The organism is Micromonospora vulcania (genome assembly GCF_042658605.1).
Taxonomy (GTDB): domain Bacteria; phylum Actinomycetota; class Actinomycetes; order Mycobacteriales; family Micromonosporaceae; genus Micromonospora; species Micromonospora vulcania.
Genome location: NZ_JBHSQS010000018.1, coordinates 22,729 through 47,622, shown reverse-complemented (window position 1 = coordinate 47,622; position 24,894 = coordinate 22,729). Strand labels below are relative to the sequence as shown.

General features: G+C 71.3%; 24 protein-coding genes. 3 read left to right on the top strand and 21 right to left on the bottom strand.

The window, feature by feature from the left end; genetic code table 11:
- Positions 1-7: 7 nt before the first annotated feature.
- From ACFQGL_RS24730 to ACFQGL_RS24670, 13 genes are all read right to left on the bottom strand, one after another.
- Positions 8-463 carry a DUF2550 domain-containing protein gene (locus tag ACFQGL_RS24730; protein WP_377514791.1) on the bottom strand — a complete coding sequence of 152 codons (456 nt, stop codon included), beginning with the start codon at positions 461-463 and terminating at the stop codon, positions 8-10.
- 12 nt (positions 464-475) lie between these two features.
- Positions 476-757 carry a F0F1 ATP synthase subunit epsilon gene (locus ACFQGL_RS24725; RefSeq protein WP_355237508.1) on the bottom strand — a complete coding sequence of 94 codons (282 nt, stop codon included), beginning with the start codon at positions 755-757 and terminating at the stop codon, positions 476-478.
- A gap of 90 nt (positions 758-847) precedes the next feature.
- A complete protein-coding gene (locus ACFQGL_RS24720; RefSeq protein ID WP_377514789.1) occupies positions 848-2,002 on the bottom strand; it encodes an LCP family protein in 1,155 nt (384 codons plus the stop codon).
- Positions 2,003-2,223: 221 nt separating this feature from the next.
- The gene (gene atpD, locus ACFQGL_RS24715) at positions 2,224-3,660 is read right to left on the bottom strand and encodes a F0F1 ATP synthase subunit beta (protein WP_377514788.1); all 1,437 of its coding nucleotides are present in this window, start codon (positions 3,658-3,660) and stop codon (positions 2,224-2,226) included.
- Positions 3,660-4,589, bottom strand: coding sequence for a F0F1 ATP synthase subunit gamma (locus ACFQGL_RS24710; RefSeq protein WP_377514787.1), 930 nt, complete (start codon positions 4,587-4,589; stop codon positions 3,660-3,662). The genes atpD and ACFQGL_RS24710 overlap by 1 nt, the downstream gene beginning before the upstream one ends.
- A 4-nt stretch (positions 4,590-4,593) precedes the next feature.
- Complete coding sequence (gene atpA / locus ACFQGL_RS24705) at positions 4,594-6,246, bottom strand: F0F1 ATP synthase subunit alpha (RefSeq protein ID WP_377514786.1); 1,653 nt, start codon at positions 6,244-6,246, stop codon at positions 4,594-4,596.
- 118 nt (positions 6,247-6,364) lie between these two features.
- Positions 6,365-7,186 carry a F0F1 ATP synthase subunit delta gene (locus tag ACFQGL_RS24700; RefSeq protein WP_377514785.1) on the bottom strand — a complete coding sequence of 274 codons (822 nt, stop codon included), beginning with the start codon at positions 7,184-7,186 and terminating at the stop codon, positions 6,365-6,367.
- A complete protein-coding gene (locus ACFQGL_RS24695) occupies positions 7,186-7,725 on the bottom strand; it encodes a F0F1 ATP synthase subunit B (protein WP_377514783.1) in 540 nt (179 codons plus the stop codon). The genes ACFQGL_RS24700 and ACFQGL_RS24695 overlap by 1 nt, the downstream gene beginning before the upstream one ends.
- Positions 7,726-7,751: 26 nt before the next feature.
- Positions 7,752-7,991, bottom strand: coding sequence for a F0F1 ATP synthase subunit C (locus tag ACFQGL_RS24690; RefSeq protein ID WP_377514782.1), 240 nt, complete (start codon positions 7,989-7,991; stop codon positions 7,752-7,754).
- Positions 7,992-8,057: 66 nt separating this feature from the next.
- A complete protein-coding gene (atpB, locus tag ACFQGL_RS24685) occupies positions 8,058-8,855 on the bottom strand; it encodes a F0F1 ATP synthase subunit A (RefSeq protein WP_377514781.1) in 798 nt (265 codons plus the stop codon).
- Between the two features lie 11 nt (positions 8,856-8,866).
- Positions 8,867-9,103 (bottom strand): AtpZ/AtpI family protein, encoded by a 237-nt coding sequence (locus ACFQGL_RS24680; RefSeq protein WP_088991414.1) that lies wholly within the window; start codon positions 9,101-9,103, stop codon positions 8,867-8,869.
- 189 nt (positions 9,104-9,292) lie between these two features.
- Positions 9,293-9,718, bottom strand: coding sequence for a hypothetical protein (locus tag ACFQGL_RS24675; protein WP_377514779.1), 426 nt, complete (start codon positions 9,716-9,718; stop codon positions 9,293-9,295).
- Complete coding sequence (locus ACFQGL_RS24670) at positions 9,711-11,000, bottom strand: serine hydroxymethyltransferase (protein WP_377514778.1); 1,290 nt, start codon at positions 10,998-11,000, stop codon at positions 9,711-9,713. Before ACFQGL_RS24670 ends, ACFQGL_RS24675 begins: the two co-directional genes overlap by 8 nt.
- A 35-nt stretch (positions 11,001-11,035) precedes the next feature.
- Between ACFQGL_RS24670 and ACFQGL_RS24665 the strand changes: the two genes are divergently transcribed.
- Positions 11,036-12,496 (top strand): SDR family oxidoreductase, encoded by a 1,461-nt coding sequence (locus ACFQGL_RS24665; RefSeq protein WP_377514777.1) that lies wholly within the window; start codon positions 11,036-11,038, stop codon positions 12,494-12,496.
- A gap of 6 nt (positions 12,497-12,502) precedes the next feature.
- On the opposite strand, the gene ACFQGL_RS24660 is transcribed toward ACFQGL_RS24665, so the two are convergent.
- From ACFQGL_RS24660 to prmC, 4 genes are all read right to left on the bottom strand, one after another.
- Positions 12,503-14,617 carry a transglycosylase domain-containing protein gene (locus ACFQGL_RS24660; RefSeq protein WP_377514776.1) on the bottom strand — a complete coding sequence of 705 codons (2,115 nt, stop codon included), beginning with the start codon at positions 14,615-14,617 and terminating at the stop codon, positions 12,503-12,505.
- Between the two features lie 106 nt (positions 14,618-14,723).
- The gene (locus tag ACFQGL_RS24655) at positions 14,724-15,335 is read right to left on the bottom strand and encodes an arsenate reductase/protein-tyrosine-phosphatase family protein (protein WP_377514775.1); all 612 of its coding nucleotides are present in this window, start codon (positions 15,333-15,335) and stop codon (positions 14,724-14,726) included.
- Positions 15,336-15,983, bottom strand: a complete 648-nt coding sequence (locus tag ACFQGL_RS24650) for an L-threonylcarbamoyladenylate synthase (RefSeq protein ID WP_377514842.1) — start codon at positions 15,981-15,983, stop codon at positions 15,336-15,338.
- Complete coding sequence (prmC, locus tag ACFQGL_RS24645) at positions 15,983-16,930, bottom strand: peptide chain release factor N(5)-glutamine methyltransferase (RefSeq protein ID WP_377514774.1); 948 nt, start codon at positions 16,928-16,930, stop codon at positions 15,983-15,985. The genes ACFQGL_RS24650 and prmC overlap by 1 nt, the downstream gene beginning before the upstream one ends.
- A gap of 72 nt (positions 16,931-17,002) precedes the next feature.
- Between prmC and ACFQGL_RS24640 the strand changes: the two genes are divergently transcribed.
- Positions 17,003-18,550 carry a GGDEF domain-containing protein gene (locus tag ACFQGL_RS24640; RefSeq protein ID WP_377514772.1) on the top strand — a complete coding sequence of 516 codons (1,548 nt, stop codon included), beginning with the start codon at positions 17,003-17,005 and terminating at the stop codon, positions 18,548-18,550.
- A 137-nt stretch (positions 18,551-18,687) separates the two neighbouring features.
- On the opposite strand, the gene prfA is transcribed toward ACFQGL_RS24640, so the two are convergent.
- Both prfA and rpmE read right to left on the bottom strand, forming a co-directional pair.
- Positions 18,688-19,776, bottom strand: a complete 1,089-nt coding sequence (gene prfA, locus ACFQGL_RS24635; RefSeq protein WP_377514771.1) for a peptide chain release factor 1 — start codon at positions 19,774-19,776, stop codon at positions 18,688-18,690.
- Positions 19,777-19,909: 133 nt separating this feature from the next.
- On the bottom strand, positions 19,910-20,134 hold the full coding sequence (gene rpmE, locus ACFQGL_RS24630; RefSeq protein ID WP_007464546.1) for a 50S ribosomal protein L31: 225 nt from the start codon (positions 20,132-20,134) through the stop codon (positions 19,910-19,912).
- Positions 20,135-20,412: 278 nt separating this feature from the next.
- Between rpmE and ACFQGL_RS24625 the strand changes: the two genes are divergently transcribed.
- A complete protein-coding gene (locus tag ACFQGL_RS24625) occupies positions 20,413-21,309 on the top strand; it encodes a phosphatase domain-containing protein (RefSeq protein WP_377514770.1) in 897 nt (298 codons plus the stop codon).
- Positions 21,310-21,392: 83 nt separating this feature from the next.
- Here ACFQGL_RS24625 and ACFQGL_RS24620 read toward each other — a convergent pair whose 3' ends face one another.
- Both ACFQGL_RS24620 and ACFQGL_RS24615 read right to left on the bottom strand, forming a co-directional pair.
- Positions 21,393-21,974 (bottom strand): hypothetical protein, encoded by a 582-nt coding sequence (locus tag ACFQGL_RS24620; RefSeq protein WP_377514769.1) that lies wholly within the window; start codon positions 21,972-21,974, stop codon positions 21,393-21,395.
- Entirely contained in the window at positions 21,863-24,796 is a 2,934-nt protein-coding gene (locus tag ACFQGL_RS24615; protein ID WP_377514768.1) for a phosphodiester glycosidase family protein, read from the bottom strand. The genes ACFQGL_RS24620 and ACFQGL_RS24615 overlap by 112 nt, the downstream gene beginning before the upstream one ends.
- Positions 24,797-24,894 lie beyond the last annotated feature (98 nt).

The window sequence follows — 24,894 nt, the reverse complement described above, 5'->3', positions numbered from 1 at the left end:
GGAGGACTCAGGCCGCCGGCCAGTCCTGGGACGCCAGACGCGACGAAGCCGCCCCCGGAGGGGCGGCTTCGAGCCAGGAAAGGAATCCGGTGGCGGTGGACCGCGCCATGGCGATCTCCACCGGTGCGTGGTGACTGGTACAGCGGAGGATCACCCAGTCGGCCGGCATGGAGAGCCGTTCCTGCCCCTCGGGTAGCCGCCGCCGCTCCACCGCGAGCCCCTTGCGGGAGAGCACTCGCTTGGGTCGCAGGGCGAAGCTGAACATCCGGTACCAGCGCAGTTCGTCGCCGACGAACCGGCCGAAGCCCGGCGACCAGCCTCGGCCGTCGAGCATGGTGGAGACCCGGACGCTGAGCCGGATGATGCCACCGCTGCGGGTGACCAGGGCCCGCCGAACGAAGAGGATGAGGAGCGCGCAGAGGACGACGGCGACGCCGATCCCGATCCCCTCGACGATCTCCATCCCCGGTATGACTTAGCGGCTCTGCGCGGAGACCGGGGTCGCGCTCTCGGCCAGTACGGTGACGCCCTCGGCACTCACCGAGAGGAAGCCGCCGGCCACCTCGTAGGCGACCTGCTCGCCACCGGCGAGCTTGATCCGGACCTGGCCGGGCTCGGCGAGCTGGCCGAGCAGTGGCGCGTGCCCCGGCAGGACGCCCAGCTCACCCTCGGTCGTCCGGGCGACGACCATCTCGGCCTCACCGGACCAGACCTTCTCCTCGACGGCGACGAGCTCGACGTGAAGCTGCTGTGCCACGCTGTCTCCTTGCTGCGGCGACGGATTGTCGACAGTCTAGTGCTGCCACCCACCCGCCCCGGAGGCGGGTGGGTGGCAGCCGCGCCACGATTACTTGGCCTTGTTCTGGAATTCCGGGTGCTCCAGCAGGAACGGGTCGAGCTGCTCGTTCTTCAGGGCCGTGAAGAAGGCCGGGACACCTTGTTGGAACTCCTCACCCAGGTATTTCTTGTTCCTACCCTCGCCCTCGTAGAGGGCACCGCCAGGGAGCTTGATCATCTGAATGGTGTTCGGCCGGATGTTCTTCAGGGCGAGCCCGAAGTCGACCACACTGTTGCCCCGACCGCTGAAGATCAGTGACTGGCCGGCCGCGCGGAGCACCTTGTCCAGCTTGATCGGGTTGGCCACCACGTCGGAGCTGAACGCCTGCCCGACCATCGCCTTGACGAACTGCTGCTGGTGACGCTGCCGGCCGTAGTCGGAATCCGGCACACCGTTCTTCGGGTAGCGCTGCCGGACGTAGTCCAGCGCCTGCCAGCCGCTGAGGTGGTGGTTGCCCTTCGTGTACGTCGCCTGCGGGCCGACGTAGCCCGAGCCGCGCGTGTTGCCGGGCCGAGGCTTGCCGTCCGGCTGCTTGTGCTCGGACCTCACCTCACGCTCGACGTACATGTCGACGCCGCCCATCGCGTCGACGATCTTCTGGAAGCCGGTGAAGTTGATGATCGCGCCAGCGTCGAACCGCTTGATCCCGGTGACCTGCTGCACCGTGGTCGCCAGCAACTCGAAGCCTCGCGCCGCGTCGGGGTTCTCCCCCGGCACCCGGCTGCCGAACGACATGGCCGCGTTGATCTTCGTCTTCTCGCCGTTGAAGTTGGCCCTGCTGAACGGCGGGATGTTGACGTAGAGGTCGCGGGGCAGCGAGAAGAGGTACGCCCGGTCCATCGTCGCCGGCACGTGCAGCACCATGATCGAGTCGGCCAGCGGCGCCGCGGTCGGCGTACGCGGGTCGATGCCGACCAGCAGAAGGTTGAGCGGACCCTTGATGTCGCTCTTCTTCTCCTTGGCACCGGCCGCCTGGTCACCGAAGAGGTCGGCCTTGCCGACCGCGCCCTCGTAGCGGGCCATCAGCACCTCGGTGCCGACCAGCATCGCGCCGCTGAGCATGGTCAGCACCGTGCCGAACACGGTGCAGACCCGGGCCCAGCGCGGCACGCCCCGCCAGATGGACGACTTGCGGCCACTCTTGCCGGCCTTACCCACTAGCATCTCCGTTCGTTACGCCCACGAGTAGGAGACGGGCGCACGCAGCCGAAAGGTTGCAAAGATGAGCGCTCGTTCCGTTGAGCGCAAGCACCGACCGTATCCCAGGTGCCTCGACAGCGACGACCGTGAGTAACGGACCGCGGCGATGATAGGGCCTGAAGATGAACAAAAGACTGCCCCGGCATTGCCGGGGCAGTCTTTTTGGTACGAGTCCGATCAGGCCGTCAGGCCTTCATCAGCTCCTTGGCCTTGGCCTCCAGGTCCTCGAGACCGCCGCACATGAAGAACGCCTGCTCGGGGAAGTGATCGTACTCACCCTCGCTGATCTTCCGGAACGCGTCGATGGTCTCCTTGATCGGGACCGTCGAACCCGGTACGCCGGTGAACTGCTCCGCCGCGTAGGTGTTCTGCGACAGGAAGCGCTCGATCCGCCGGGCACGCGCCACGGTGATCTTGTCTTCCTCGGAGAGCTCCTCGATGCCGAGGATGGCGATGATGTCCTGCAGGTCGCGGTAGCGCTGCAGGATCCGCTTCACCTCGGTGGCGACCTGGAAGTGCTCGGCGCCGACGAACTCCGGGGCGAGGATCCGGGACGAGGACGCCAGCGGGTCCACGGCCGGGTAGATGCCCTTGTCGGAGATCGACCGCTCCAGGTTGGTGGTCGCGTCCAGGTGGGCGAACGTGGTGGCCGGAGCGGGGTCGGTGTAGTCGTCCGCCGGCACGTAGATCGCCTGCATGGAGGTGATGGCCTGGCCCCGGACGGAGGTGATCCGCTCCTGGAGCTCGCCCATCTCGTCGGCCAGGGTCGGCTGGTAACCAACCGCGCTCGGCATACGGCCGAGCAGGGTGGAGACCTCCGAACCGGCCTGGGTGAAGCGGAAGATGTTGTCGATGAAGAGCAGCACCTCCTGCTTCTTCACGTCGCGGAAGTACTCCGCCATGGTCAGCGCGGAGAGCGCCACCCGCAGACGGGTGCCCGGCGGCTCGTCCATCTGGCCGTAGACCAGCGCGGTCTTGTCGATGACGCCGGACTCGGTCATCTCGGCGATGAGGTCGTTGCCCTCACGGGTGCGCTCACCCACGCCGGCGAAGACCGAGGTACCACCGAAGTTGCGGGCAACACGGGTGATCATCTCCTGGATGAGCACCGTCTTGCCCACGCCCGCGCCGCCGAACAGGCCGATCTTGCCGCCCTTGACGTACGGGGCGAGCAGGTCGATGACCTTGATGCCGGTCTCCAGCATCTCGGTCTTCGGCTCCAGGTCGGCGAAGGCCGGGGCCTTGCGGTGGATGCCCCACCGGTCGTCGGCCTGGATGGTCTCGCCCTCGGTGAGGTTGAGGCACTCGCCGATCGCGTTGAACACGTGACCCTTGACCGCGTCGCCCACCGGTACGGTGATCGGCTCGCCGAGGTCACGTACCTCCGCGCCGCGGACCAGGCCGTCCGTCGGCTGCATCGAGATGGCGCGGACCAGGTTGTCACCCAGGTGCTGGGCGACCTCCAGGGTCAGCGTCTTCTCACCGCCGGACAGGTTCACGTTGACGTTCAGCGCGTTGAACAGGGCCGGCATGGCGTCGCGCGGGAACTCGGCGTCGACGACCGGGCCGATGACCCGGACCACGCGACCCGTGGCCGTCTTGGTCTCTACTGGTGCAGTCATCACACTTCACTTCCCGACGCGGCCAGCGCGTTGGCGCCGCCGACGATCTCGCTGATCTCCTGGGTGATCCCGGCCTGTCGGGCCGAGTTCATCTCACGCGTGTACTTGTCGATCATCTCTTCGGCGTTGTCGGTGGCGCTCTTCATCGCCCGCCGCCGCGCCGCCGACTCACTCGCCGCCGACTCGATCAACGCCGCGTAGATCCGCGTGTTGATGTACCTCGGCAGGAGCGCGTCGAGCAGCGCCTCCGCCTCCGGCTCGAACTCGTACGCCGGCAGCAGCCCCTCGGAGCGCGGCCGGTCCTCGACCTGCATCGGACCGATGATCTTGGCGACCGGAGTCTGCGTCATCAGCGAGTGGAACTCGGTGTAGACGATGTGCAGCTCGTCGACGCCGTGCACGCCGTCCGCCCCGGCACCGCCGTCGGCGTCGTCCGCACCGGCAGTGAACGCCTTGATCAGCGTCTCACCCACCGTGCGGGCGTCGTCGAACGACGGCTGCTCGCTGAACCCGGTCCAGTTCGCCTCGATCGGCCGATCGCGGAACCGGTAGAACCCGACGCCCTTACGCCCGATGACGTAGAGCACCGGCTCCTTGCCGTCCGCCCGGAGCCGCGCGATCAGCGACTCCGCCGTCCTGATCGCGTTGGAGCTGTAGCCACCGGCCAGGCCACGGTCGCTGGTGACCAGCAGGACGCCCACCCGCCGCACCCGCTCGCGCGGGGTGAGCAGCGGGTGGTCGATCCGCGCGTTGGACGCCAGCGCCGTGAGCACACCGGTGATGGCCTGGGCGTACGGCAGGGACGCCTGCACCCGGGCCTGAGCCTTGGCGATCCGGCTCGTCGCCACGAGCTCCATCGCCTTGGTGATCTTCTTCATCGACTTCGCCGAGCGGATCCGTTGACGAAGAACGCGTACCTGGGCCGCCATCAGATCAGCTCTCGGCCGGGCGGTCGGTCGTGCCGTCGCGGAAGCGGGTCACCGTCTCGCGGTTCTCGTCGCCCTCGAGCGGCGCGGCCGGCGCGTCGTTGACCCGACGCTCGTCCGCCTTGCCGAGGAAGACCTGCTTGAACTCGGTGATCGCGGCGTCCAGGGAACCGACGATGTCGTCGCCCCACTGGTTGTCGGCGATACCGGCCAGCACACCCTGGTGCTTGTGCCGCAGGTACTGGAGGAACTCGGCCTCGAAGCGCCGGACCTCACCCACCGGGATGTCGTCCAGCTTGCCCTCGACGCCGGCCCAGACGGAGACGACCTCCTGCTCGACCGGGAACGGCGAGTAGTTCGGCTGCTTGAGCAGCTCGACCAGCCGGACACCGCGGTCGAGCTGGGCGCGCGAGGCCCGGTCCAGGTCGGAGGCGAAGGCGGCGAACGCCTCCAGCTCGCGGTACTGGGCCAGGTTGAGCCGCAGCGAACCGGCGACCTTACGCATCGGCTTCACCTGGGCGGCGCCACCGACCCGGGAGACCGAGGTGCCGACGTTGATCGCCGGGCGAACGCCCTGGTTGAACAGGTCGGTCTCCAGGAAGATCTGGCCGTCGGTGATCGAGATGACGTTGGTCGGGATGAAGGCCGAGATGTCGTTGGCCTTCGTCTCGATGATCGGCAGACCGGTCATCGAGCCGCCACCCAGCTCGTCGGAGAGCTTCGCGCAGCGCTCCAGCAGGCGGGAGTGCAGGTAGAAGACGTCACCCGGGTACGCCTCACGGCCCGGCGGGCGACGCAGCAGCAGCGACACGGCCCGGTACGCCTCGGCCTGCTTGCTCAGGTCGTCGAAGACGATCAGGACGTGCTTGCCGCCGTACATCCAGTGCTGCCCGATGGACGAGCCGGTGTACGGGGCGAGGTACTTGAAGCCGGCCGGGTCGGACGCCGGGGAGGCCACGATGGTCGTGTATTCCATCGCGCCGGCCTCTTCCAGCTGGCCCTTGATCGAGGCGATCGTGGAGGCCTTCTGGCCGATGGCGACGTAGATGCAGCGAACCTGCTTCTTCGGGTCGCCGGTGCGCCAGTTGTCCCGCTGGTTGAGGATCGCGTCCAGGGCGACCGTGGTCTTGCCGGTCTTCCGGTCGCCGATGATCAGCTGCCGCTGGCCCCGACCGATCGGGGTCATGGCGTCGATCGCCTTGATGCCGGTCTGCAGCGGCTCGAAGACCGACTGCCGGGACATCACGTTCGGCGCCTGCAGCTCCAGCTCGCGGAAGCCCTCGTTGGCGATGTCGCCGAGGCCGTCGATCGGCTGGCCGAGCGCGTCGACCACGCGGCCGAGGAAGGCGTCGCCGACCGGAACGGACAGGACCCGCTCGGTGCGCTTGACGCGCTGCCCCTCCTCCAGCTTGGCGGAGTCACCGAGAACGACGACACCGATCTCCCGGACGTCGAGGTTCAGCGCCACGCCGAGCGTGCCGTCCTCGAACTCCAGGAGCTCGTTGGTCATGGTCGAGGGCAGGCCCTCGACGTGGGCGATGCCGTCGCCGGTGTCGGCGACGGTGCCGACCTCCTCGCGGGAGACGTCGGACGAGTAGGAGGAGACGTAGCGCTCCAGGGCGCCGCGGATCTCCTCCGTCGAGATGGTCAGCTCGGCCATCCTCTGCTTCCTTAAAATTCAGGGGCCCGGGATACCTAGTACCGACCGGTCCGAATGGCGTCTGTCATTCCGGGCGCTGCGGCGGCGGAGCCGCCCCAACGCTGAGCGGCGGAGCCGGTCAGCGCTTCGCGAGCGCGTTGCGGGTCTCGTTGAGGCGGCGCAGGATGGTGCCGTCGTACAGGTCGGAGCCGACCCGAACGCTCACGCCACCCAGGACGTCGGGGTTCACCGTCTGCTTGACGGAGACCTCCCGACCGTATATCGCGCCGAGGCTCGCACCCAGCCGGCGCTCGTCCTCGTCACTCAACGGGGCCGCGACGGTCACGTACGCCACCTGCCGGTCGCGTCGGTCGGCGGCGAGCTCGACCAGCCGGGTGAGCGCGCCCGTGAAGGAGCGACCCCCGAACCCGCCGAGCGCCACCTCGACGAGGCGGACGGTGACCGGACGAGCCTTGTCGGCGAGCAGCTCGCGGGCCAGGGTGGCCCGCTGCTCGACCGGGGCGACCGGGTCGGCCAGCGTGTTGCTCAGTGCCGACTGACCCGAGACGACCTGACCGAAGCGGAACAGCTCGTCCTCGACCTCGCCGAGGTCGCCGGCCTTGTCGGCGCTGGCCAGCAGCGCCTCCACGCCGAGGCGCTCGGCGCCGTCGAGCAACTCCGACGGTGCCGACCAACGGCCGGAGACCAGCGCCACGAGCAGGTCGAGCGCGTCGGCGCCGATCCGGCCACCCAGCATGTCGCCGAGCAGGGCACCGCGGTCCTCGCCGGAACGGGCCGGCTCGGAGAGCGCCCGGCGCAGCCGCGGCTCGCGCCGCAGCAGGGTGGCGACGGAGAGGATGGCGTCGGGGGTGGAGGCCACCGCCGACGGCTCCGCGCCGCGGGCGTACGCGTCGAGGCGCTCGGCCGCGACCTTGTACGACTCCCGGCTGGCGGCCTGCATCAGCGGGCCCCCGTGCTCTCGAGACCGCTCAGGAAGCGGTCGACGGTGCCCTTACGCCGCGCCTCGTCGGTCAGCGACTCACCGACGATCTTGCTGGCCAGGTCCACCGCGATCGTGCCGACCTCGGCGCGAAGCTCGCGCACGATGGTGGCCCGCTCACCGGCGAGCGCGTCCTTGCCGGCCTGGATGATCCGGTCGGATTCCTCCCGCGCCTTGGCGAGGATGTCCTGCCGGATCCCCTCGGCGTCGGCCCGGGCGTCGTCACGGATCTTGGCGGCGTCGGTCCGGGCCTCGGCGAGCTGGGCACGGTACTGCTCGAGCAGCTGGTTGGCCTCGGCCTGGGCGGCCTCGGCGCGCTTGATGCCGCCCTCGATCGCGTCGACCCGAGCCTGGAACGTCTGCTCCATGCGGGGGAAGACGAACTTCATCAGCACGAAGCAGAGCACGATGAAGGCGACGCCACCGACCACGATCTCCTGCCAGAGCGGGATGATCGGGTTGTGGGTCGACTCACCACCCTCAGCGGCGTAGAAGTACATGGTGACCTCCCGGTCGAGGGGCGGGATTAGAGCTGACCCTGCCAGATGAAGCCGAAGGCGATGCCCAGCAGCGCGAGTGCCTCGATGACGGCGAAGCCGATCCAGACGTACGGCAGGGTCATCCGGGACGACTCCGGCTGGCGGGCGGTCGACTGGATGTAGGCGGCGAAGACCAGGCCGACGCCGATACCCGGGCCGATGGCCGCGAGGCCGTAGCCGATGGCGGCGGTGCTGCCCTCTACCGCGGCGAGAACGCTAGCGTCCATTGGTGTGGTTCCTCCTGGTTATCACGCGTGACTCTCACGCGGGACGACAACGGTTGGTGCGGTGGATCAGTGCTCTTCGGCGAGCGCGCCCTGCACGTAACTGGCGGTCAGGACGGTGAAGACGTACGCCTGCAGGACGATCACCAGGAACTCGAGGAAGGTGAGCGCGATGGTCATCACCCAGGAGATCACCGAGACCGGCGCCAGCCAGGCGTTGGCGCTCAGCATCGCGAAGCCGCCGAGCGTGAAGACCAGCAGGAGCATGTGACCGGCGAACATGTTCGCGAAGAGACGAACCGCGAGCGAGAACGGCCGGACGATGAAGGTCGAGAAGAGCTCGATCGGGATCAGCAGCGGCAGGATGAACCAGGGCGCCGGCGGAACCAGAGAGTTCTTGAAGTACTTGACGAAGCCGTGCTTCTTGATCCCGATGTAGTTGAACAGCACGTAGCTGATCAGCGCGAGGAACGCTGGGAAGGCGATGTGCGAGTTCGGCGAGATCTGGAAGAACGGGATGATCGCGAACGCGTTCGTCAACAGCACGAAGCAGAACAGCGTCGTGAAATAGGGCGCGAACCGCACGCCCGCGTGGCCGATCATGTCGACCGCGATGTTGTTCCGCACGAAGCCGTAGATCGACTCGGCGAACCACTGCTTCTTGGTCGGCACCAGCTTCGGGTTCCGGTAGCTCACCAGGAAGAAGATGATCAGGACGCCGACCGCCACCCAGACCATCGCCGTGATCTTGGTGAACCAGTACGATTCGTGCGCACCCCAGGGCAGGATGCTGGGCAGGTAGAAGTCGTCCACACTGGGTGGGAATGCCGCCTGGCCCGCTGCCAGAACGTTCGCCTGTCCGAACACCGCGTCCCTTCCTAAGTAGGCGTGCCGAGTCGGCGGACGACGAGGATGATTCCTCCGGCCATGCCGAGCACGACGCCGATCCCGGTGGCGACGCCGCCGGTGTCGAGCCACTGGTCAACCAGCCAGCCGATGAAACCCCACACGAGCATGCCTCCGATGAGGTAGCTGAGCGCGGTCCAACCCTGACCGGCGCCGGACGGATAGTCGTCCGGTTCGCCGGCGGGACGGGGGGTTTGGTCACCAGCCATGACGGGGCGAACGATATCAGCCGGGAAGACGAGGCTGTGCCTCACCCCCCGCACAACCGTCGTTGTGTGGGCATCTCGGGGGCGCCGTCGTCTGTGGGCACGCTACTCCCCTTCCGCCCCTGAGAGAATGACCGGTGGCCGACACGTTACGGCGCGTCCGCAGGGTGGGACGACCAGCCGATCGCCAGGTCAGCCGTGCGGGCGACGGGCGTGCACCCTGGTCAGCCACCAGATGTGCACCGCCGTCCACACTGCCACCCCGGCGACGATGCCGAGGCAGAGCGGCACCAACCCGGCCCAGCCGGTCGAGGCCACCGCCACCATGACGACACCCAACAGGGTGAACTTCAGCGCGTACAGGCCCAACCCGAGCGGGAGCAGCAGCTGCGGGTTGATCTGGTCGGCCCAGGCCAGCACCACCGTGGTGAGCGTGTAGCTGAGCACCGTGACGCCGACGCCCGCCGCCGCCCCGAGCGCGGCCGTCGTGCCGCCGGTCACCCCGCCGACCACCGCGGCGAGCGCCGCCAGCGCCAGCGAGGCGATCAACAACAGCGGCAGGTGCCGCAACCGCCAGCGCCGGTCGGTGTCGGCCGCGACCACGCCGGGCTCAGCCACGGGGGTACGCCGGGAACTCGGCGACCAGTTCGGCCACCTCGGCACCGATCCGGGTCAGCTGGTCGGCGCCGCCCGGGGCGCCGGGATCGGCGCGTACCGCACGGGCGATCAGGGTGGCCACCTGCCGCAGCTCGCCCTCCCGCATGCCCTGGGTGGTGACGCTGGGCGTACCCACCCGGATACCGGAGGCGACCGCCGGGGGTTGCGGGTCGTACGGGATGGCGTTCTTGTTCAGGGTGATCGACACGGCGTCGCACCGCCTCTCGGCCTCGGCGCCGGTCACTCCCAGCTCGCCCAGGTCGATCAGGGCGAGGTGGGTGTCGGTGCCGCCGGACACCGGGCGCATGCCCTCGGCGGCCAGCCCGGCCGCGAGCGCTTGGGAATTGCGGACCACCTGGCCGGCGTACGTCTGGAAGTCCGGCTGGGCGGCCTCGTGCAGCGCCACCGCCTTGGCCGCGATCGCGTGCATCAGCGGGCCGCCCTGGGTGAACGGGAAGACCGCCTTGTCGATCCGCTGGGCCAACGACTCACGGCAGAGGATCATGCCACCGCGCGGGCCACGCAGCACCTTGTGGGTGGTGGCGCAGACGACGTCGGCGTACGGCACCGGGGACGGGATCGCCCGGCCGGCGACCAGGCCGATGAAGTGCGCCGCGTCGACCATCAGGTACGCACCGACCTCGTCGGCGATCTCCCGGAACCGGGCGAAGTCGATCAGCCGGGGGTACGCGGTGGCGCCACAGATGATCATCTTGGGCCGATGTGCCCGGGCCAGGTCCCGCACCTCGTCGTAGTCGATCAGCTCGGTGTCCCGCCGGACCGTGTACCCGATCGTGTTGAACCACTTGCCGGAGAAGTTCACCCGACTGCCGTGGGTCAGGTGCCCGCCGTGCGGCAGGTCCATCGCCAGCACCGTGTCCCCCGGCTGCACCAGCGCGGCGTACGCGGCCAGGTTGGCGCTCGCCCCCGAGTGCGGCTGGAGGTTGGCGTGCTCGGCGGCGAAGAGCTCCTTCGCGCGGGCGATGGCGATCTCCTCGGCCCGGTCCACCTCGGCGCAGCCACCGTAGTAGCGCCGCCCGGGGTAGCCCTCGGCGTACTTGTTGGTCAGCGTCGAGCCGAGCGCGGCCAGCACGGCCGGGGAGGTCAGGTTCTCGCTGGCGATCAGCTGGAGGCCGCCCCGCAACCGGTCCAGCTCGCCGAGCACGACCCCGGCGATCTCCGGGTCGGTGGCCCTGAGCTGGGCGAAATCCGGCCCCCAGAAGGTGCTCGTCTCGGTGTCCACAGCGAACGAGTCTAGGGGGCCGCAGACTGGAAGCCGTGAGATGCCTCGTCACCGGAGCCACGGGTTACATCGGCGGGCGGCTGACGCCGCTCCTGCTCGCCGACGGGCACACCGTGCGCTGTCTGGCCCGTTCGGCCGGTCGGCTGCGGGACGTGCCCTGGGCGTCGGCGGCCGAGATCGTCCAGGGCGACCTGAGTCGGCCGGAGACGCTGCCGACCGCGTTCGCCGACGTGGACGTCGCGTACTTCCTGGTGCACTCGCTGGGCCGGGCCGACTTCGAGGCGGCGGACCGGACGGCGGCGACCAACTTCGCCGCGGCGGCCCGGGCGGCCGGCGTACGCCGGATCATCTACCTGGGCGGGCCGGAGCCCACGACCGAGGAGGTCCCCTCCCCGCACCTGCGGTCCCGGGCCGAGGTGGGTCGGATCCTGCTCGGCAGCGGGGTGCCCACGGCGGTGCTCCGGGCCGCGGTGATCATCGGTTCCGGCTCGGCGTCGTTCGAGATGCTGCGCTACCTGACCGAACGGCTGCCCGCCATGATCACGCCGCGCTGGATCAACAACCGGATCCAGCCGATCGCGGTCCGCGACGTGCTGCGCTACCTGGCCGGCTGCACCGCGCTGCCGCCCGAGGTCAACCGGGCCTTCGACATCGGCGGGCCGGACGTGCTCACCTTCCGGGCGATGATGCAGCGCTACGCCCAGGTGGCCGGCCTGCGCCGACGGATCATCGTGCCGGTCCGCCCGCTCACCCCGTCGCTCTCCTCGCACTGGATCGGCCTGATCACCCCGGTGCCGAACGCCATCGCCCGCCCGCTGGTGGAGAGCCTGATCCAGGAGGCGATCGCACACGAGCACGACATCGCCCGGTACGTGCCCGACCCGCCCGACGGGCTGACCGGCTTCGAGCCGGCCGTGGCGCTGGCACTGGCCAAGGTGCGCGACGCCCAGGTGGAGACCCGCTGGTCGAACGCGAGCGGCCCGTACGCGCCCGCCGAACCGCTGCCCACCGACCCGGACTGGTCCGGCGGCACCGCCTACACCGACATCCGCGAGCGAGCGGTCGACGCCTCCCCGGCGGCGCTCTGGCGGATCATCGAGGGCGTCGGCGGCGAGCACGGCTGGTACTCCTTCCCGCTCGCCTGGTCGATCCGTGGCTGGTTGGACCGCCTGGTCGGCGGGGTGGGGCTGCGCCGCGGCCGGCGTGACCCGCACCACCTCCAGGTCGGTGAGGCGCTGGACTTCTGGCGGGTGGAGGAGATCGTCCCGGGCGAGTTGCTGCGGCTGCGCGCCGAGATGCGGCTGCCCGGCCGGGCCTGGCTGGAGATGCGGGCCGTACCGACCGACGACGGACGCAGCCGGTACCAGCAACGCGCGGTCTTCCTGCCCCGCGGGCTGTTCGGGCACGCCTACTGGGGTTCGGTGGCGCCGTTCCACGCCGTGGTCTTCGGCGGCATGGCCCGCAACATCGCCCGCAACGCCGAACAGACCCACTGAGCCGGGTCAGTTGCCGGTGCGGGCCCCGGTGACCTGGTAGGCGGCTCGCTCACTCGGCGGAACGAAGTCCTGCACCGGCTGATCCCGCAGGGCGGCGGTGAGCACCTCGCCGACCGCGCCCACCATCCGGGCCTGCACCGCCTGCCCGACCGCGTCCCGCGGGTCGTCCGGGTTCGCCGCCATCGAGGCGACCGCCAGCTGCGGGGTGAACGCCACCACCGTCTCCGTCTCGTACCGCTCCGAGCTGCCGGTCTTGCCGGCCACCGGTCGACCGAGCTTGGCTCGCAGGCCGGGTGCGGTGGCCCCGTCACAGCGCCCGTACATCGACTGGTCGCCGACCGGGCAACGGGCCGCGTCGGCGGCCGCCCGCGCCACGTCGGTGTCGAGCACCTGCCGACAGTACGGCTTGGCGGCGTCGACCGGCCGGCCCGCCGAGTCGCTGATCGAGACCACCGGCAGCGGCGCGCACCAGGTCCCCTCGGCCGCCACCGTGGCGTACGCCGAGGCCAGGTCGAGCGGGGTGGTCGCGGCCACGCCCAGGGTGAACGGACCCCAGTCCTTCGCACCGTCGCGGGCCAGCCGGGCGTCCGAGTCGGCGCGCAGCACGATGCCGAGCCGCTCGGCCATCTCCACCACCCGGTCGGCACCGACCCGCTCGGTGAGCCAGGCGAAGTAGGTGTTCACCGAGCGACCGAACGCGGTCCACATGGTGCGCGGCCCGTCCATCGACGAGGGGCTGGCGTTCGCCGGGCACCAGCGACCGTCACAGCTCGCCTGCCCGGACACCGGGAAGCGGGTGACCAACTGGGTCGGCGCGACGAAGTCGGTCGACAGCGGCAGGCCGGACTCCAACGCGGCCAGCATGGCGAAGAGCTTGAACGTCGACCCGGCCTGATACCCGTCGATCGCGCCTCCGCCGGCGACCAGCTGGTTCACCGTGTTCGGGTAGTTCTTCTGCCCGACCGGGTTGTCCGCCACCCCGTAGGTGCGGTTCACCGCCATCGCCAGCACCCGACCGGTGCCGGGCTGCACCACCGCGGTCGGCACGGCCCGGGCCTCGGTCGGCCGGTAGATCCTTAGCACCTGCTCGTTGGTGGCCCGCTGCACCCCCGGATCCAGCGAGGAGACGATGGAGAAGCCGCCGCGGCGCAGCGTGCGCTGCCGCTCGTCGGCCGTCGACCCGAACGCCGACTGGCTACTCCACCACCGGGTGAACCAGTCGCAGAAGAAGCCCCAGTCGTTGTGCCCGTCGGGCACCGCCGTGCAGTCGTTCGGGGTCTCGTCGGGCTGCAACTCCAGCGGCTCGGCCTGGGCCGCCGCCGCCACGTCGGCCGGCACCTGGTCCGACTCCACCAGCTGCTCCAGCACGTACGTCCGTCGGCGCAGGGCGCTGTCGGCGTCGCCGTTGATCGGGTCGTCGCTGTCCGGCGACCGGACCAGGCCGGCCAGCAGCGCGGCCTGGGCCAGCGTCAGTTCGGCCGGGGTACGCGAAAAATACCTCTTGCTGGCCGCCGCGATGCCGTACGCCCCGGCGCCGAAGTAGGCGATGTTGAGGTAGCGGGTGAGGATCTCCTCCTTGTCCAGCTCCCGCTCCAGCGCCAGCGCGTACCGCATCTCCTGGATCTTGCGGGCGGTGGTGACCTCGGTGGCGGCCTGCCGCTGTCGCTCGGTCAGCCGGGGGTCGCTGCTGAGCACGTTGCGGACGTACTGCATGGTCAGCGTGGAGGCGCCCTGCCGGGTCTGGCCGTCGCGCTTGTTCACCGTGAAGGCCCGCACCACGCCCCGCAGGTCCACCCCGCTGTGTTGGTAGAACCGGACGTCCTCGGCGGCCACGATGGCCTGGCGCATCACCGGGGCCACCTCGTGCAGCGGCACGTCCACCCGGTCTTCCTGATAGAAGGACGTGATCAGGGTGGTGCCGTCGTTGGCGTAGAGGTTGGAACGCTGGGCGGTGGGCGGCGTGAGCAGCGTGTTCGGCAGCTCCGAGTAGGGCGTGGACAGGGCGCTGAAGCCGATTCCGAAGACCAGGGCCGCGGGCAGCGCAGCCACCGCCAGCACCAGACCGGCCAGCACCCCGGCGATCACCACGGTCAGCAGTTTGTCGAGTTGGGCCCGGATCATCAGCTCTCCCCGCAGGAGCCGGTCACGCTAGGACCCGTTCAGAATGACCCGGAACGCCCCTTTCGCCCCAGGTTTTCCCCAAACCCGGAGGAAACTCGCACGCCGCTCAGGGCAGCAGCGCGGTGGCCAACGGGTGGACCGTCTCCTCAATCTCGTCGGCCACCCGGCTGAAGCACTGGTCGCCGCGACCCCACGGGTCGTCCAGATCGTCGGTGGGCAGCGCCGACGCACCGAGCCGGGCGTCATGGGCCGCCGCCACCAGGGCCACCCCCCGGGCGTACGTCGCATCCGGGGTCGCCTCCGCCGGCGGCAGCGCGGCGGCGTCCACCACGGCCAGCAGCCGGCCGAACTCGCCCAGCACGAAGGTGCGGGCCGCCGCGTCCGGACGCAGCGCCACCACGTACTCCTGCTGGTCGGCTGTCGCAGTGAGGACCAGGTCCGCGGCGTCGATGTGGTCCGAGCGCAGCTTGCGCGCGGCGAACCCCTCAACGTCGCCGCCCCGGGTCGTGACCTGCCGGGCCGCCGGCGGGTTCATCTCCTCGCCGGCGTGCCAACCGCCGGTGCCCGCGCTGTGGCTGTGCACCAGCTCCTCGGCCCGCGCCGGGTCCTGCTCGCGCCGGGCCAACCGCTCCCGCACCGCGAGGGCCAGCAGCCGCTCGGCCATCGGCGAGCGGCAGATGTTGCCCATACACACGTGCAGGACGGTGAACGGGGGCACTCAGACCCCCTGGCCGTCGACGAGATCCGGCACCACGTCGCGCAGCTTCTCCAGCGGGATCGCGCCGGCCCGCAGCAGCCGCGGCACCTCGCCGGTCAGATCCACGATCGTGCTGGGCACCGGGTCCGGGCAGGGACCGGCCTCCAGGTACGCGCGCACCGAGTAGCTGAGCTGGTCGCGCGCCTCCTCGGCGGTCACCGCGGCGGGCTGGCCGGTCTTGTTGGCCGACGACACCGCCATCGGGCCGGTCTCCCGCAGCACCTCCAGCGCAACCGGGTGCAGCGGCATCCGCACCGCCACCGTGCCCGACTTGTCGCCGAGATCCCACTGCAAACTCGGGGAGTGCTCGACCACGATGGTCAGCGCACCGGGCCAGAACGCCTCGACCAGATCCCGCGCCTCGGTGGGCAGCGAGAAGACCAACCCGTCCAGGGTGTGCCGGGAGCCGATCAACACCGGCGGCGGCATCTGGCGGGTCCGGCCCTTGGCGTCCAGCAGTGCCTTGACCGCGTACGGGGTGAACGCGTCCGCGCCGATGCCGTAAACGGTGTCGGTCGGCAGGACGACCAACTCGCCGTTCTTGACGGCCTCGATGGCCGCGGCGATGCCGCGGTCCCGGTCGGCGGGCGAGCGGCAGTCGTAGAGCATCACGAGGAGTCAGTCTGCCACGCCGCCGCGGCCGAGGCGTGCTGGCCGTCCGCCCGTCGGGACGCGGTGGCGTACCGGGGCCGGCCGGTGAGGTCCGGATGGGCCGTGACGGCGGTGAACCGGCCGTCCGCGGCGAGCAGCCCGGGCACCGCCGCACCGTGGGTGTCGTCGTGCTCGACACCGAACACACCGCCCGGGCGCAGCAGCGCCGCCGCCCGGGTGACCAGTGGCCGGATCACCGCCAGGCCGTCGGCCCCGCCGAAGACCGCCTCGGCCGGGTCGTACCCGGCCACCTCCGGCGGGACCGCCACGTCCACCGGCACGTACGGCGGGTTGCAGAGCAGCACATCCACCCCGCCGACCAGCTCGGCCAGCAGGTCCGGCGCGGTGACGTCCGCCTCGACGACCTCGATCGGGCGATCCCCCGCCGCGGCCCGTTCCGCCGCGTTGCGGCGCAGCCAGCCCAGCGCCGCCGGGGACCGCTCCACCGCCACCACCCGCGCCCCGGGCAGCTCCTGGGCCACCGCCAGCGCGATCGCGCCGGAGCCGCTGCACAGGTCCACCACCACCGGCTCGGGTCGGCCCCGACCCTGCTCGACGCCCCAGCCGGCCAGCAGCTCGGTCTCCGGCCGGGGCACGAAGACGCCCGGACCGACCGCCAGATCCAGGTGCCGGAAGCCGGCACGACCGGTCAGGTGCTGCAACGGCTCCCGGGCCACGCGCCGGCGCACCAACTCGTCGAGCCGCGCCACCTCGTCGCCGGTCAGGTCGTCGGCGAGCACCAGCCGCCCCCGGGGCACCCCCAGCACGTACGCCGCCAACAACTCCGCCTCCGCGCGCGCCGGACCCACCCCGGCGGCGTCGAGCCTGCGGGCCGCTCGGGCCACCGCGGCGGACGGTCGGAGTGGCCCTGTCCCTTCGGGGGGGTGTTGCGGCAGAGTGGTCACGCCATAATCATGAAGCGTCGCGGGCGACACCACGAACGGGTGCCTCGCGGCGCACACGACTGGAGGTCGCGGGTGGGCTGGCTCGACCGGGTCGATGACCAGGTTGATGCGCTTACGCGCGCCCGGGCATTGCAGGAGGCCAGTCGCTCCGCGGAGGCGTACGCCCTGCTGGAGCGGGTGATCCACAGCGCGACCGACCCGACGACGCGTGCGGACGCCATGGTGCAGCGCCTCTCCGCGCTGATCAATCTCGGTCGGACGGCGGAGTTCACCCGGGCCATCGAGGAGGCCTCGGCGGCGGTGCGCGACCTCGCCGAGCCCTATCTGCACGGGCACCTCAACGCACTGGCCGCGCTCGCCGCACACCACCAGGGCGCGTTGGACCGCTGCGTCACCCACCTCGTGAAGGCCGCCCGGGCCCTCAGTGCCGTGGAGGACCCGGACCGGGACACCGCCTGGGGCTGGCACGACCTCGCGATGGCCTACAGCTACCTCAGCTTCCACGGGTACGCCCTGGGCGCGATCGAGCGTGCCCGGCAGCTCGGACTGGCCGCCGGGATCCCGGAGGAGACCTTCGCCGCACCGGGCATCCGGCTGCGGAACGCCGTGGCACTGGACCACAACGGCGACAGCGACGGCTGCCTGCGGGTGCTCCGGGACGTGGCCGCCGACCTGAACCGGTTCCTGCGCGCCGGCCGGGCCGGCCGGCTGCGCCCGAGCAGCCTCGCCGCGTACGGCTACGCGGCGGCCCGGCAGGCCGCGCTCGGCGACCGGGTGGACTCGGAGGGGGACGCCGAGCCGGCCCGGCTGCTCGGCAACGGCGGGGACAGCGCCCGTGCCCGGGACATGCGTCAGCTCGGGCAGGTCTGCCTGGCCGTCGCCGCTGGGCGGCCCATCGAGGCGGTCACCCGACTGGACACCATCCGGGTGTCCACCGAGACGCTCGGCGCGGCCGAGTCGGCCCGGCTGCGCAGCATCGCGCTGGCCCGGGCCGGTGACCACGTGGCGGCGCACCGGGCCGACCGGCTGGCGTTCCGGCTCGCCGCGCAGCGCAACGACCGGCTCCGCGACGTCTACATCGACGGCATCGCCGCCCGCATCGACCACGAGGAGATGCGCCGGGAGGCAGCGCGGTTCGAGGGCGAGGCGTTGACCGACCCGCTCACCGGGCTGCCCAACCGGCGGCGGCTGGAGCGGTACATCACCGCCGTGGTGACCCGTGGCGAGCGGGTGGTGATCGGCGTCTGCGACCTGGACGGGTTCAAGGCGGTCAACACCCGGCACGGGCACCACTCCGGCGACCTGGTGCTCCAGCGCATCGCCGGGGTGATCAACCGGGTGATGCGCCGGGGTGACTTCGTGGCCCGCTACGGCGGCGACGAGTTCGTGGTGGTGCTTCCGGACACCGGCATGGCCGAGGCCGTCGAGGTGGCCCGCCGGATCGAGGCGGCCGTCGGCGCCGAGGACTGGGAGTCGCTGGTTCCGGAGACCCCGGTCGGCGTGAGCATCGGCTTCGCCGAGGTCTCCGGCGGCAGCGGGCTGCGCGACGCGCTCAGTGTCGCGTTCGAGGAGGCCGACCGGGAGATGCTGCGCGCCAAGACCCGCCCCCGCGCGAGCTGACCTCCGACACGACGGCTGGCCGTAACGCCGGCCGGTGCCGGGTGGCTGGTGGCGCTGCGGCCAGCGGCGGCACCCGGCGCCCCCGGATTTCGCCGCGGCCAGCGGCGGGTGCCCGGCGCCCCCGGATTGCGCCGCGGTCAGCGGCGGGTCAGCTCGGTGTCACCGGCCAGCCGGGCAGCGCGGTCGGCCTCGGCCAGGGCGTCCAGCACCCCGTCCAGCTCGCCAGCGAGCGCCAGGTCCAGGTTGTACGCGGTGTAGCCGATCCGGTGGTCGGTGATCCGGTTCTGCGGGAAGTTGTAGGTGCGGATCCGCTCCGAGCGGTCCACCGTACGCACCTGCGCCTTGCGGGCGTCCGACGCGGCGGCGTCGGCCTGCTCCTGGGCGGCGGCGAGCAGCCGGGCCCGCAGGATCCGCATCGCCTGCTCCCGGTTCTGCAACTGGGACTTCTCGTTCTGGCAGGAGACGACGATGCCGGTCGGCAGGTGCGTGATCCGCACCGCCGAGTCGGTCGTGTTCACCGACTGACCGCCCGGGCCGGACGAGCGGAACACGTCGATGCGCAGGTCGTTCTGGTCGATGGTGACGTCGACGTCCTCGGCCTCGGGCAGCACCAGCACCCCCGCGGCACTGGTGTGGATCCGGCCCTGCGACTCGGTCACCGGGACGCGCTGCACCCGGTGCACGCCGCCCTCCCACTTGAGCCGTGACCAGACGCCGTTGCCGCCGTCCGGCACGCCCTTGGTCTTGATCGACAGCGAGACGTCCTTGACCCCACCGAGGTCCGAATCCTGCGCGTCGATCACCTCGGTGAGCCAGCCCCGCCGCTCGGCGTACCGGGAGTACATCCGCAGCAGGTCGGCCGCGAAGAGCGCGGACTCCTCGCCGCCCTCACCGGCCTTGATCTCGACGATCACGTCCTTGGCGTCGTGCGGGTCACGCGGGATGAGCAGCTCGGCGAGGCGCTCCTCCAGGGCCGGCAGGGTCGCCCCGATCGACTCCGCCTCGGCGGCGAAGGAGGGATCCTCGGCGGCCAGCTCGCGGGCCGCGGTCAGGTCGGCGCGCGCCTGCTCCAGCTCGCCGGCCGCCTTGTGCAGTGGCACCAGCTCGGCGTACCGGCGGCCGACCCGTCGGGCGGTGGCCTGGTCGGCGTGGATCGCCGGATCGGCCAACCGCTTCTCCAGCTCCGCGTACTCGTCGAGGAGCCCGGCCAGACGCTCGCTGCTCATGCTGCGGATGCTCCTTCGACGATGCGGCGCCGGCCGGGCCGGTCGGGAGACCGGTCGCCGGGTGGAAACGGGGGCGGAACGCGGACGGCGCCCGCCTCCGGCAGGAAACCGGACGCGGGCGCCGAACGAGGAGTTACTTGGCCTTCTTGGCCTGAACCTTGGCGTACTTCTGCTGGAACTTCGCGACCCGGCCGGCGGTGTCGAGAACGCGCTGCTTACCGGTGTAGAACGGGTGGCAGGCGCTGCAGGTCTCGACGTGGATCGCCCCGCCCTTGGCGGTGCTGCGGGTCGTGAACGTGTTGCCACAGGAGCAGCTGACCTCGGTGGTCACGTACTCCGGGTGGATGTTTGCCTTCATCTCGCCTCGGTCCTCTCGTTGGTGGTCGCCGGGTCGCCGTCACCGCCCGTCGCGCCGTGCACGACGGGCTCGGGCGTGAACCGGAACCGGTGGCCGATTGACCAGTGTGCCATGGGCCTGAGCCGACCCGATAATCGGGCCGCACACCTCGTCCGGCATCGTCAACACATGCCTTCCCGTCCGCATTCCCGCCGCCCGACCGGGCATTCGCCGACCCCGTCGGCCACCGCCGGGTGCCCCGCCCGGGGTACTTCCACGCTGGTGGCGGAGATCCGCCGATGACCCGCCTGATCGCCACGCGGGGCCTGCCGGCCTCGGGCAAGACCACCTTCGCCCGGACCCTCCAACCGTCCGTGGCGCGGGTCAACCGGGACGATCTGCGCCGGATGCTGCACGGCGAGCGACTACTGACCCAGTGGGCCGAGGTGCAGGTGACCACGGCGCAGCGAGCCCAGGTCGAGGCGCTGCTGCGGGCGCGGGTGGACGTCTGCGTGGACGACACCAACCTGCCATCGCGGACACTGCGGGACTGGGCCGAGTTGGCCGCCCGGCACGGCGCCGAGTTCGAGGTGCACGACTTCACCGACGTGCCGCTGACCGAGTGCCTGCGCCGCGACGCTGCTCGCCCGACGGACGAACAGGTGGGCGCGGACGCCATCACCCGACTGCACGAGCGTTACCTCGCGAACCGGACACTGCCGTTGCCGGTGCCGCAGGCCCGCACCGGACGGCCCGGCACCGTGCATCCGCCGTCGACCGAGCCACCGGAGATCGTCCTGGTGGACATCGACGGCACCGTCGCGCTGGCCGTCGCACGCAGCCCGTACGACATGACCCGGGTGGGCACCGACCAGCCGAACCCGGCGGTGATCGCGGCGGTCCGGGCGATGCACGACGCCGGGTACGGAGTGGTCTTCTGCTCCGGGCGGGACACCTCGGCTCGGGCCGCCACCGAGGCGTGGCTCGCCCGGCACGTCCGGGTCCCGTACCTCGGCCTGCACCTACGGGCCCAGGGTGACGCCCGCAAGGACTCGATCGTCAAGCGGGAGATCTACGACCGGGAGATCCGGGACCGCTACCGGGTGGTCGGTGTCTTCGACGACCGGGTCCAGGTGGTCCAGATGTGGCGGTCGCTCGGCCTCACCGTCTTCCAGGTAGCCGACGGCAACTTCTGAACGGTGCGCAGCGCAGTGCGGTTGAGTGCAAGGAAGGGTCCCTTCCTATCGTTTTTTGTATAGGAAGGGACCCTTCCTTGCACTCAGCGGGCGGTGATCTTCACGGTGGCCTCGGCGAGGACGTTGTTGACGGTGACGGTGAGGCGGATGGGGGCGCCGGGGCGCAGCGCGGTCAGCGTGCCGGTGGCGGGGTCGAAGTGTGCGGTGTGCCACGGGCGTACCCCGGCCACCGGGCCGATGTGCACGGTCGCCGAGCCGGACCAGTCCGCGCTGACCGGCGCGGCCACCGGGACGGTACGCCCGCCGGGCTGGGTCAGCGTGGCGGTGACCCGCGCCGGTACGCCGACCGCGACGCTGGCCGGGGCGGTCAGCGTGAGCTGGTCCACGTGCGCGTGGACCTCCGCGTCGACCCAGCGTGGCCCCTCGGCGAGCGGGTCACGTCGGGCCCGGTCGGCCTCGGCCGGGGTGACCGGGTCGACGCCGAACTCGGTCCAGCCCGTGAAGCCGCCCCGGTCCGCAGGCGTGGACGGCGTCTTGCCCGAGTTGCCGTTGATCACGTATGGCACCCCGTCGACCCGATCGGCGTGGAAGGTGCCGACGTGCCCACCCACGAAGAGCGCGCCCTTTCCGGTGCGGTGCTGGAAGTCGGCCAGCCACTGCTCCACCAGCCCGCCTCCTTGCGATCACCGAGTTGGCTGGCCTGCGCCGGGCTGGGGTCCCGCGCCGGGTGGTGCTCCAGGACGACGACCGAGCCGACGCGCGGGTCGGCGGCTGCGGCATCCAGTGTGTCGCGCAGCATCCGGACCTGGTCGAAGCCGCCCCCGCGCAGCGTCCCGGTGGACGAGTTCAGCGTGACGAACCGGGTACCGGCGTGGTCGAACACCCGCGACGTGGCACCGAACACCGCCTGGAAGTTGCTGATCGGAGCGCCCATGATCTCGTGGTTGCCCGGCACGTAGTACCAGGGCACGGCATCGCCCAACTCCTCGTCGAGGATCCGCTTGGCCAACGCGAAGTCGGCCGGATAAGCGGTGTCCACGAAGTCCCCGTTGATCACCACGAGGTCCGGCCTGGCCGCCTTCACCTCGCGCAGCGTCCGCCGGGCCTGGGCGACCAGGTCGCTGTCCGGGTCGGCGGCGACGAACTGGGCGTCGGAGAGCACCGCGAACCGCCAGGGTGCGCCGTCCACGGTGCCGTCGCGGATCACCACCCGGTCGGTACGCGGCGCCACCGCCGGCACGTCCACCGGGGGCGGCACCTTGGCCACCAGGTCGTCGATGACCACCTCGCTGCTGTACTGCGCGGCGGCGTTGGTCTCGGCGACGTAGAACCGGCGTACCCGCACCGGGTACTGCACCCCGGGCGGCACCGCGAACTCCACGTACCGCCAGCCGGTCCAGGTGATCAGCGGGCCGCGCAGCACGTGCTGGGTGTCCTGGGCGTCGTGCAGGTGCAGACTGGGCCACTCCCCGGTGCCGTTGCCGTGGATCCACATGCCGAACGCCTGCGGCTGCCCGGGCACCTCGATCCAGGCCGGCGGGTCGGCGTACGCGGCGCGGGTGCCGGTGGACTGGCTGAAGTCGTACGACATCCGCAGCCCGCCGCCGGTGTGGCCCGGCGCGGGCGCGACTGATCCGCTGGCCCGGGCCTGACTGAACCGCCAGGAGGCGGCGTCGTCGAAGCCGGCCACCGGCACGTCGGTCAGTCCGACGGTGACCGGCACGACCGTGCTGGAGCGTCCGACCCGGACGGTGATCAGAGCCGACCCGGTGTCCCGCAGGGCGGTGACGGTGAGGTTGCCGTGTGCGTCGGGGGTGATGCGCAGCAGGTTCCGGTCGTAGTCGAGGGTCAGGTCGGCGGGCTCGATCGGCGCGGTGTTGCCCTCGGCGTCGTAGCCGACCACGCCGACCAGGGCGTTGCCGTCCCGGCCGGTCAAACCAACGCGCTCCACAGTAGAGCCGATTCGGGCCAGCGGGCCGAGCACGGTGAGGTTCAGCGAGCCGGTGGCCCGACCACGAGACGCCGTCACCGTGGCGGCCCCGGGTAAACCGGCGTGGAACACCCCGGCGTGATCGATTCGGCCCCGCAGCGCGGAACTCACCCGCCAGGTCGGCGCTCCGGCCGCCGGGCCGTACGTCTCGTCGTAGCCGGCGGCGGTGAGCACACGGGTCAGCCCCGGGAAGACGCGGTCCGGCCGGCCGCCGCGCACCGGCGAGACACCCGGGGCGGTGCTGGGGTCGCTGGCGGTCTCCACCCAGTAGCCGGCGAGTCGGCCGCTGCCGGTCGGCGCGTAGATGGCCAGGCCGTTGGGCACGGCTCGTTCGGTGCCGTCGGAGGGGCTGTTCTCCACCTGTACGGCTGCCGCGCCGGGCTCCCGGGCCAGCAGCGTGGACGAGCCACCACCGTCCAGGTTGAGCGCGTGGTGAGCGCCCAGCTCGGCCATCATCCGGCCCATCTCGGTCTGCGTCACGCCACGGCTGTCGCCCTGCCGGCCGTCCACCGTCAACATGATCATTTTCCGACCGTCGGCGGTGAACCCGACCGCGGTGCGCGGGGCCAGTGCCGGATCGGCGACGGCCTGCACGACGCCGTCGCGGATCAGGACGTTGCCACCGCCGACCGCCGCGCGCAGCGTGCTGCCGTCGGACGGCTTGGGCTGCCAGGCCACCGTGACCGGGTCACCGGTACGGAGCCCGGCGAGCGCGTCCGCGCCGGCGTCGCGGCCCAGCAGCACGGTGCTTCCGGCCACGATCGGCCCGCTGCCGGCCGCGCCGGCCACCGCGGTCACCCGGCCGCCGGCCACGGTGACCTCGACGACCCGGGCCGCGCCCTCCACGGCACGCTCCCGGGAGTACGTCCCCCACAGCTGGGTGAACGCGCCGATGCCGTCGGCCTGCACCAGGTTGTTGAACTGGGTCAGCGGCACCGGACCGGTAGGCAGCGAGGCGGTGCCGTCGAAGTTCACCTCGATGACCCGGCCGATCCCGTCCGCAGTGACCGCTGCCGCGTTGCGATGCCCGCTGACCGCCGACTGGATCAACTCCCCGTCGCGGATCCCGACGCCCTGGGCGGCACCGGAGTTGTTGATGTCGAAGAAGTCGCCGTTGACCGCGGCGACCGCACGGGCGCCGTCCACCGCACCCCGCAACGGCGCAGCCTGGCTGACCGCCCCGGAGTTGACGTAGTCGACGGTCGCCCCTCCGGTGAGGTCGGTGGTGAGGGCGTCGGCACGCAGCCAGCCCTCAGCGTCGTACCGGTCGAAGGAGGTCAGCTGGACCCCCGGCGCGACCGGTCGGGTGGCCCTGGTCGTCTCCAGACCACCCGCCGGTTCCACGTTGGTGGCGGCGGGCGGGAGGCTCGTGGTGGCCGCTCTGGGGACGGTCCGGGCCGCCGGGTCGGCGGTGGCCGGCACCGGCATGGCCAGGGTGAGCAGTGGCGTCAGCAGCAGGACGCCGGTGCGACGGGCGAGTCGTCTGCGGGTACGCATGGACGACAGTCAACCCGGTAGTGAATAGAAGTTTCAAGACCTGCGGGCTGAACCGAAGGAAAACTGCGGAACCCGGCACGACGAAGGGGGCACGGCCC

Coding starts and splice junctions, on each gene's coding strand:
- ACFQGL_RS24730 (WP_377514791.1), bottom strand. CDS start 463: ATGGAGATCGTCGAGGGGATCGGGATCGGCGTCGCCGTCGTCCTCTGC.
- ACFQGL_RS24720 (WP_377514789.1), bottom strand. CDS start 2,002: ATGCTAGTGGGTAAGGCCGGCAAGAGTGGCCGCAAGTCGTCCATCTGG.
- atpD (WP_377514788.1), bottom strand. CDS start 3,660: ATGACTGCACCAGTAGAGACCAAGACGGCCACGGGTCGCGTGGTCCGG.
- ACFQGL_RS24710 (WP_377514787.1), bottom strand. CDS start 4,589: ATGGCGGCCCAGGTACGCGTTCTTCGTCAACGGATCCGCTCGGCGAAG.
- atpA (WP_377514786.1), bottom strand. CDS start 6,246: ATGGCCGAGCTGACCATCTCGACGGAGGAGATCCGCGGCGCCCTGGAG.
- ACFQGL_RS24700 (WP_377514785.1), bottom strand. CDS start 7,186: ATGCAGGCCGCCAGCCGGGAGTCGTACAAGGTCGCGGCCGAGCGCCTC.
- ACFQGL_RS24695 (WP_377514783.1), bottom strand. CDS start 7,725: ATGTACTTCTACGCCGCTGAGGGTGGTGAGTCGACCCACAACCCGATC.
- ACFQGL_RS24690 (WP_377514782.1), bottom strand. CDS start 7,991: ATGGACGCTAGCGTTCTCGCCGCGGTAGAGGGCAGCACCGCCGCCATC.
- ACFQGL_RS24680 (WP_088991414.1), bottom strand. CDS start 9,103: ATGGCTGGTGACCAAACCCCCCGTCCCGCCGGCGAACCGGACGACTAT.
- ACFQGL_RS24660 (WP_377514776.1), bottom strand. CDS start 14,617: ATGATCCGGGCCCAACTCGACAAACTGCTGACCGTGGTGATCGCCGGG.
- ACFQGL_RS24650 (WP_377514842.1), bottom strand. CDS start 15,983: ATGCTCTACGACTGCCGCTCGCCCGCCGACCGGGACCGCGGCATCGCC.
- prfA (WP_377514771.1), bottom strand. CDS start 19,776: ATGAGCAGCGAGCGTCTGGCCGGGCTCCTCGACGAGTACGCGGAGCTG.
- rpmE (WP_007464546.1), bottom strand. CDS start 20,134: ATGAAGGCAAACATCCACCCGGAGTACGTGACCACCGAGGTCAGCTGC.
- ACFQGL_RS24625 (WP_377514770.1), top strand. CDS start 20,413: ATGACCCGCCTGATCGCCACGCGGGGCCTGCCGGCCTCGGGCAAGACC.
- ACFQGL_RS24615 (WP_377514768.1), bottom strand. CDS start 24,796: ATGCGTACCCGCAGACGACTCGCCCGTCGCACCGGCGTCCTGCTGCTG.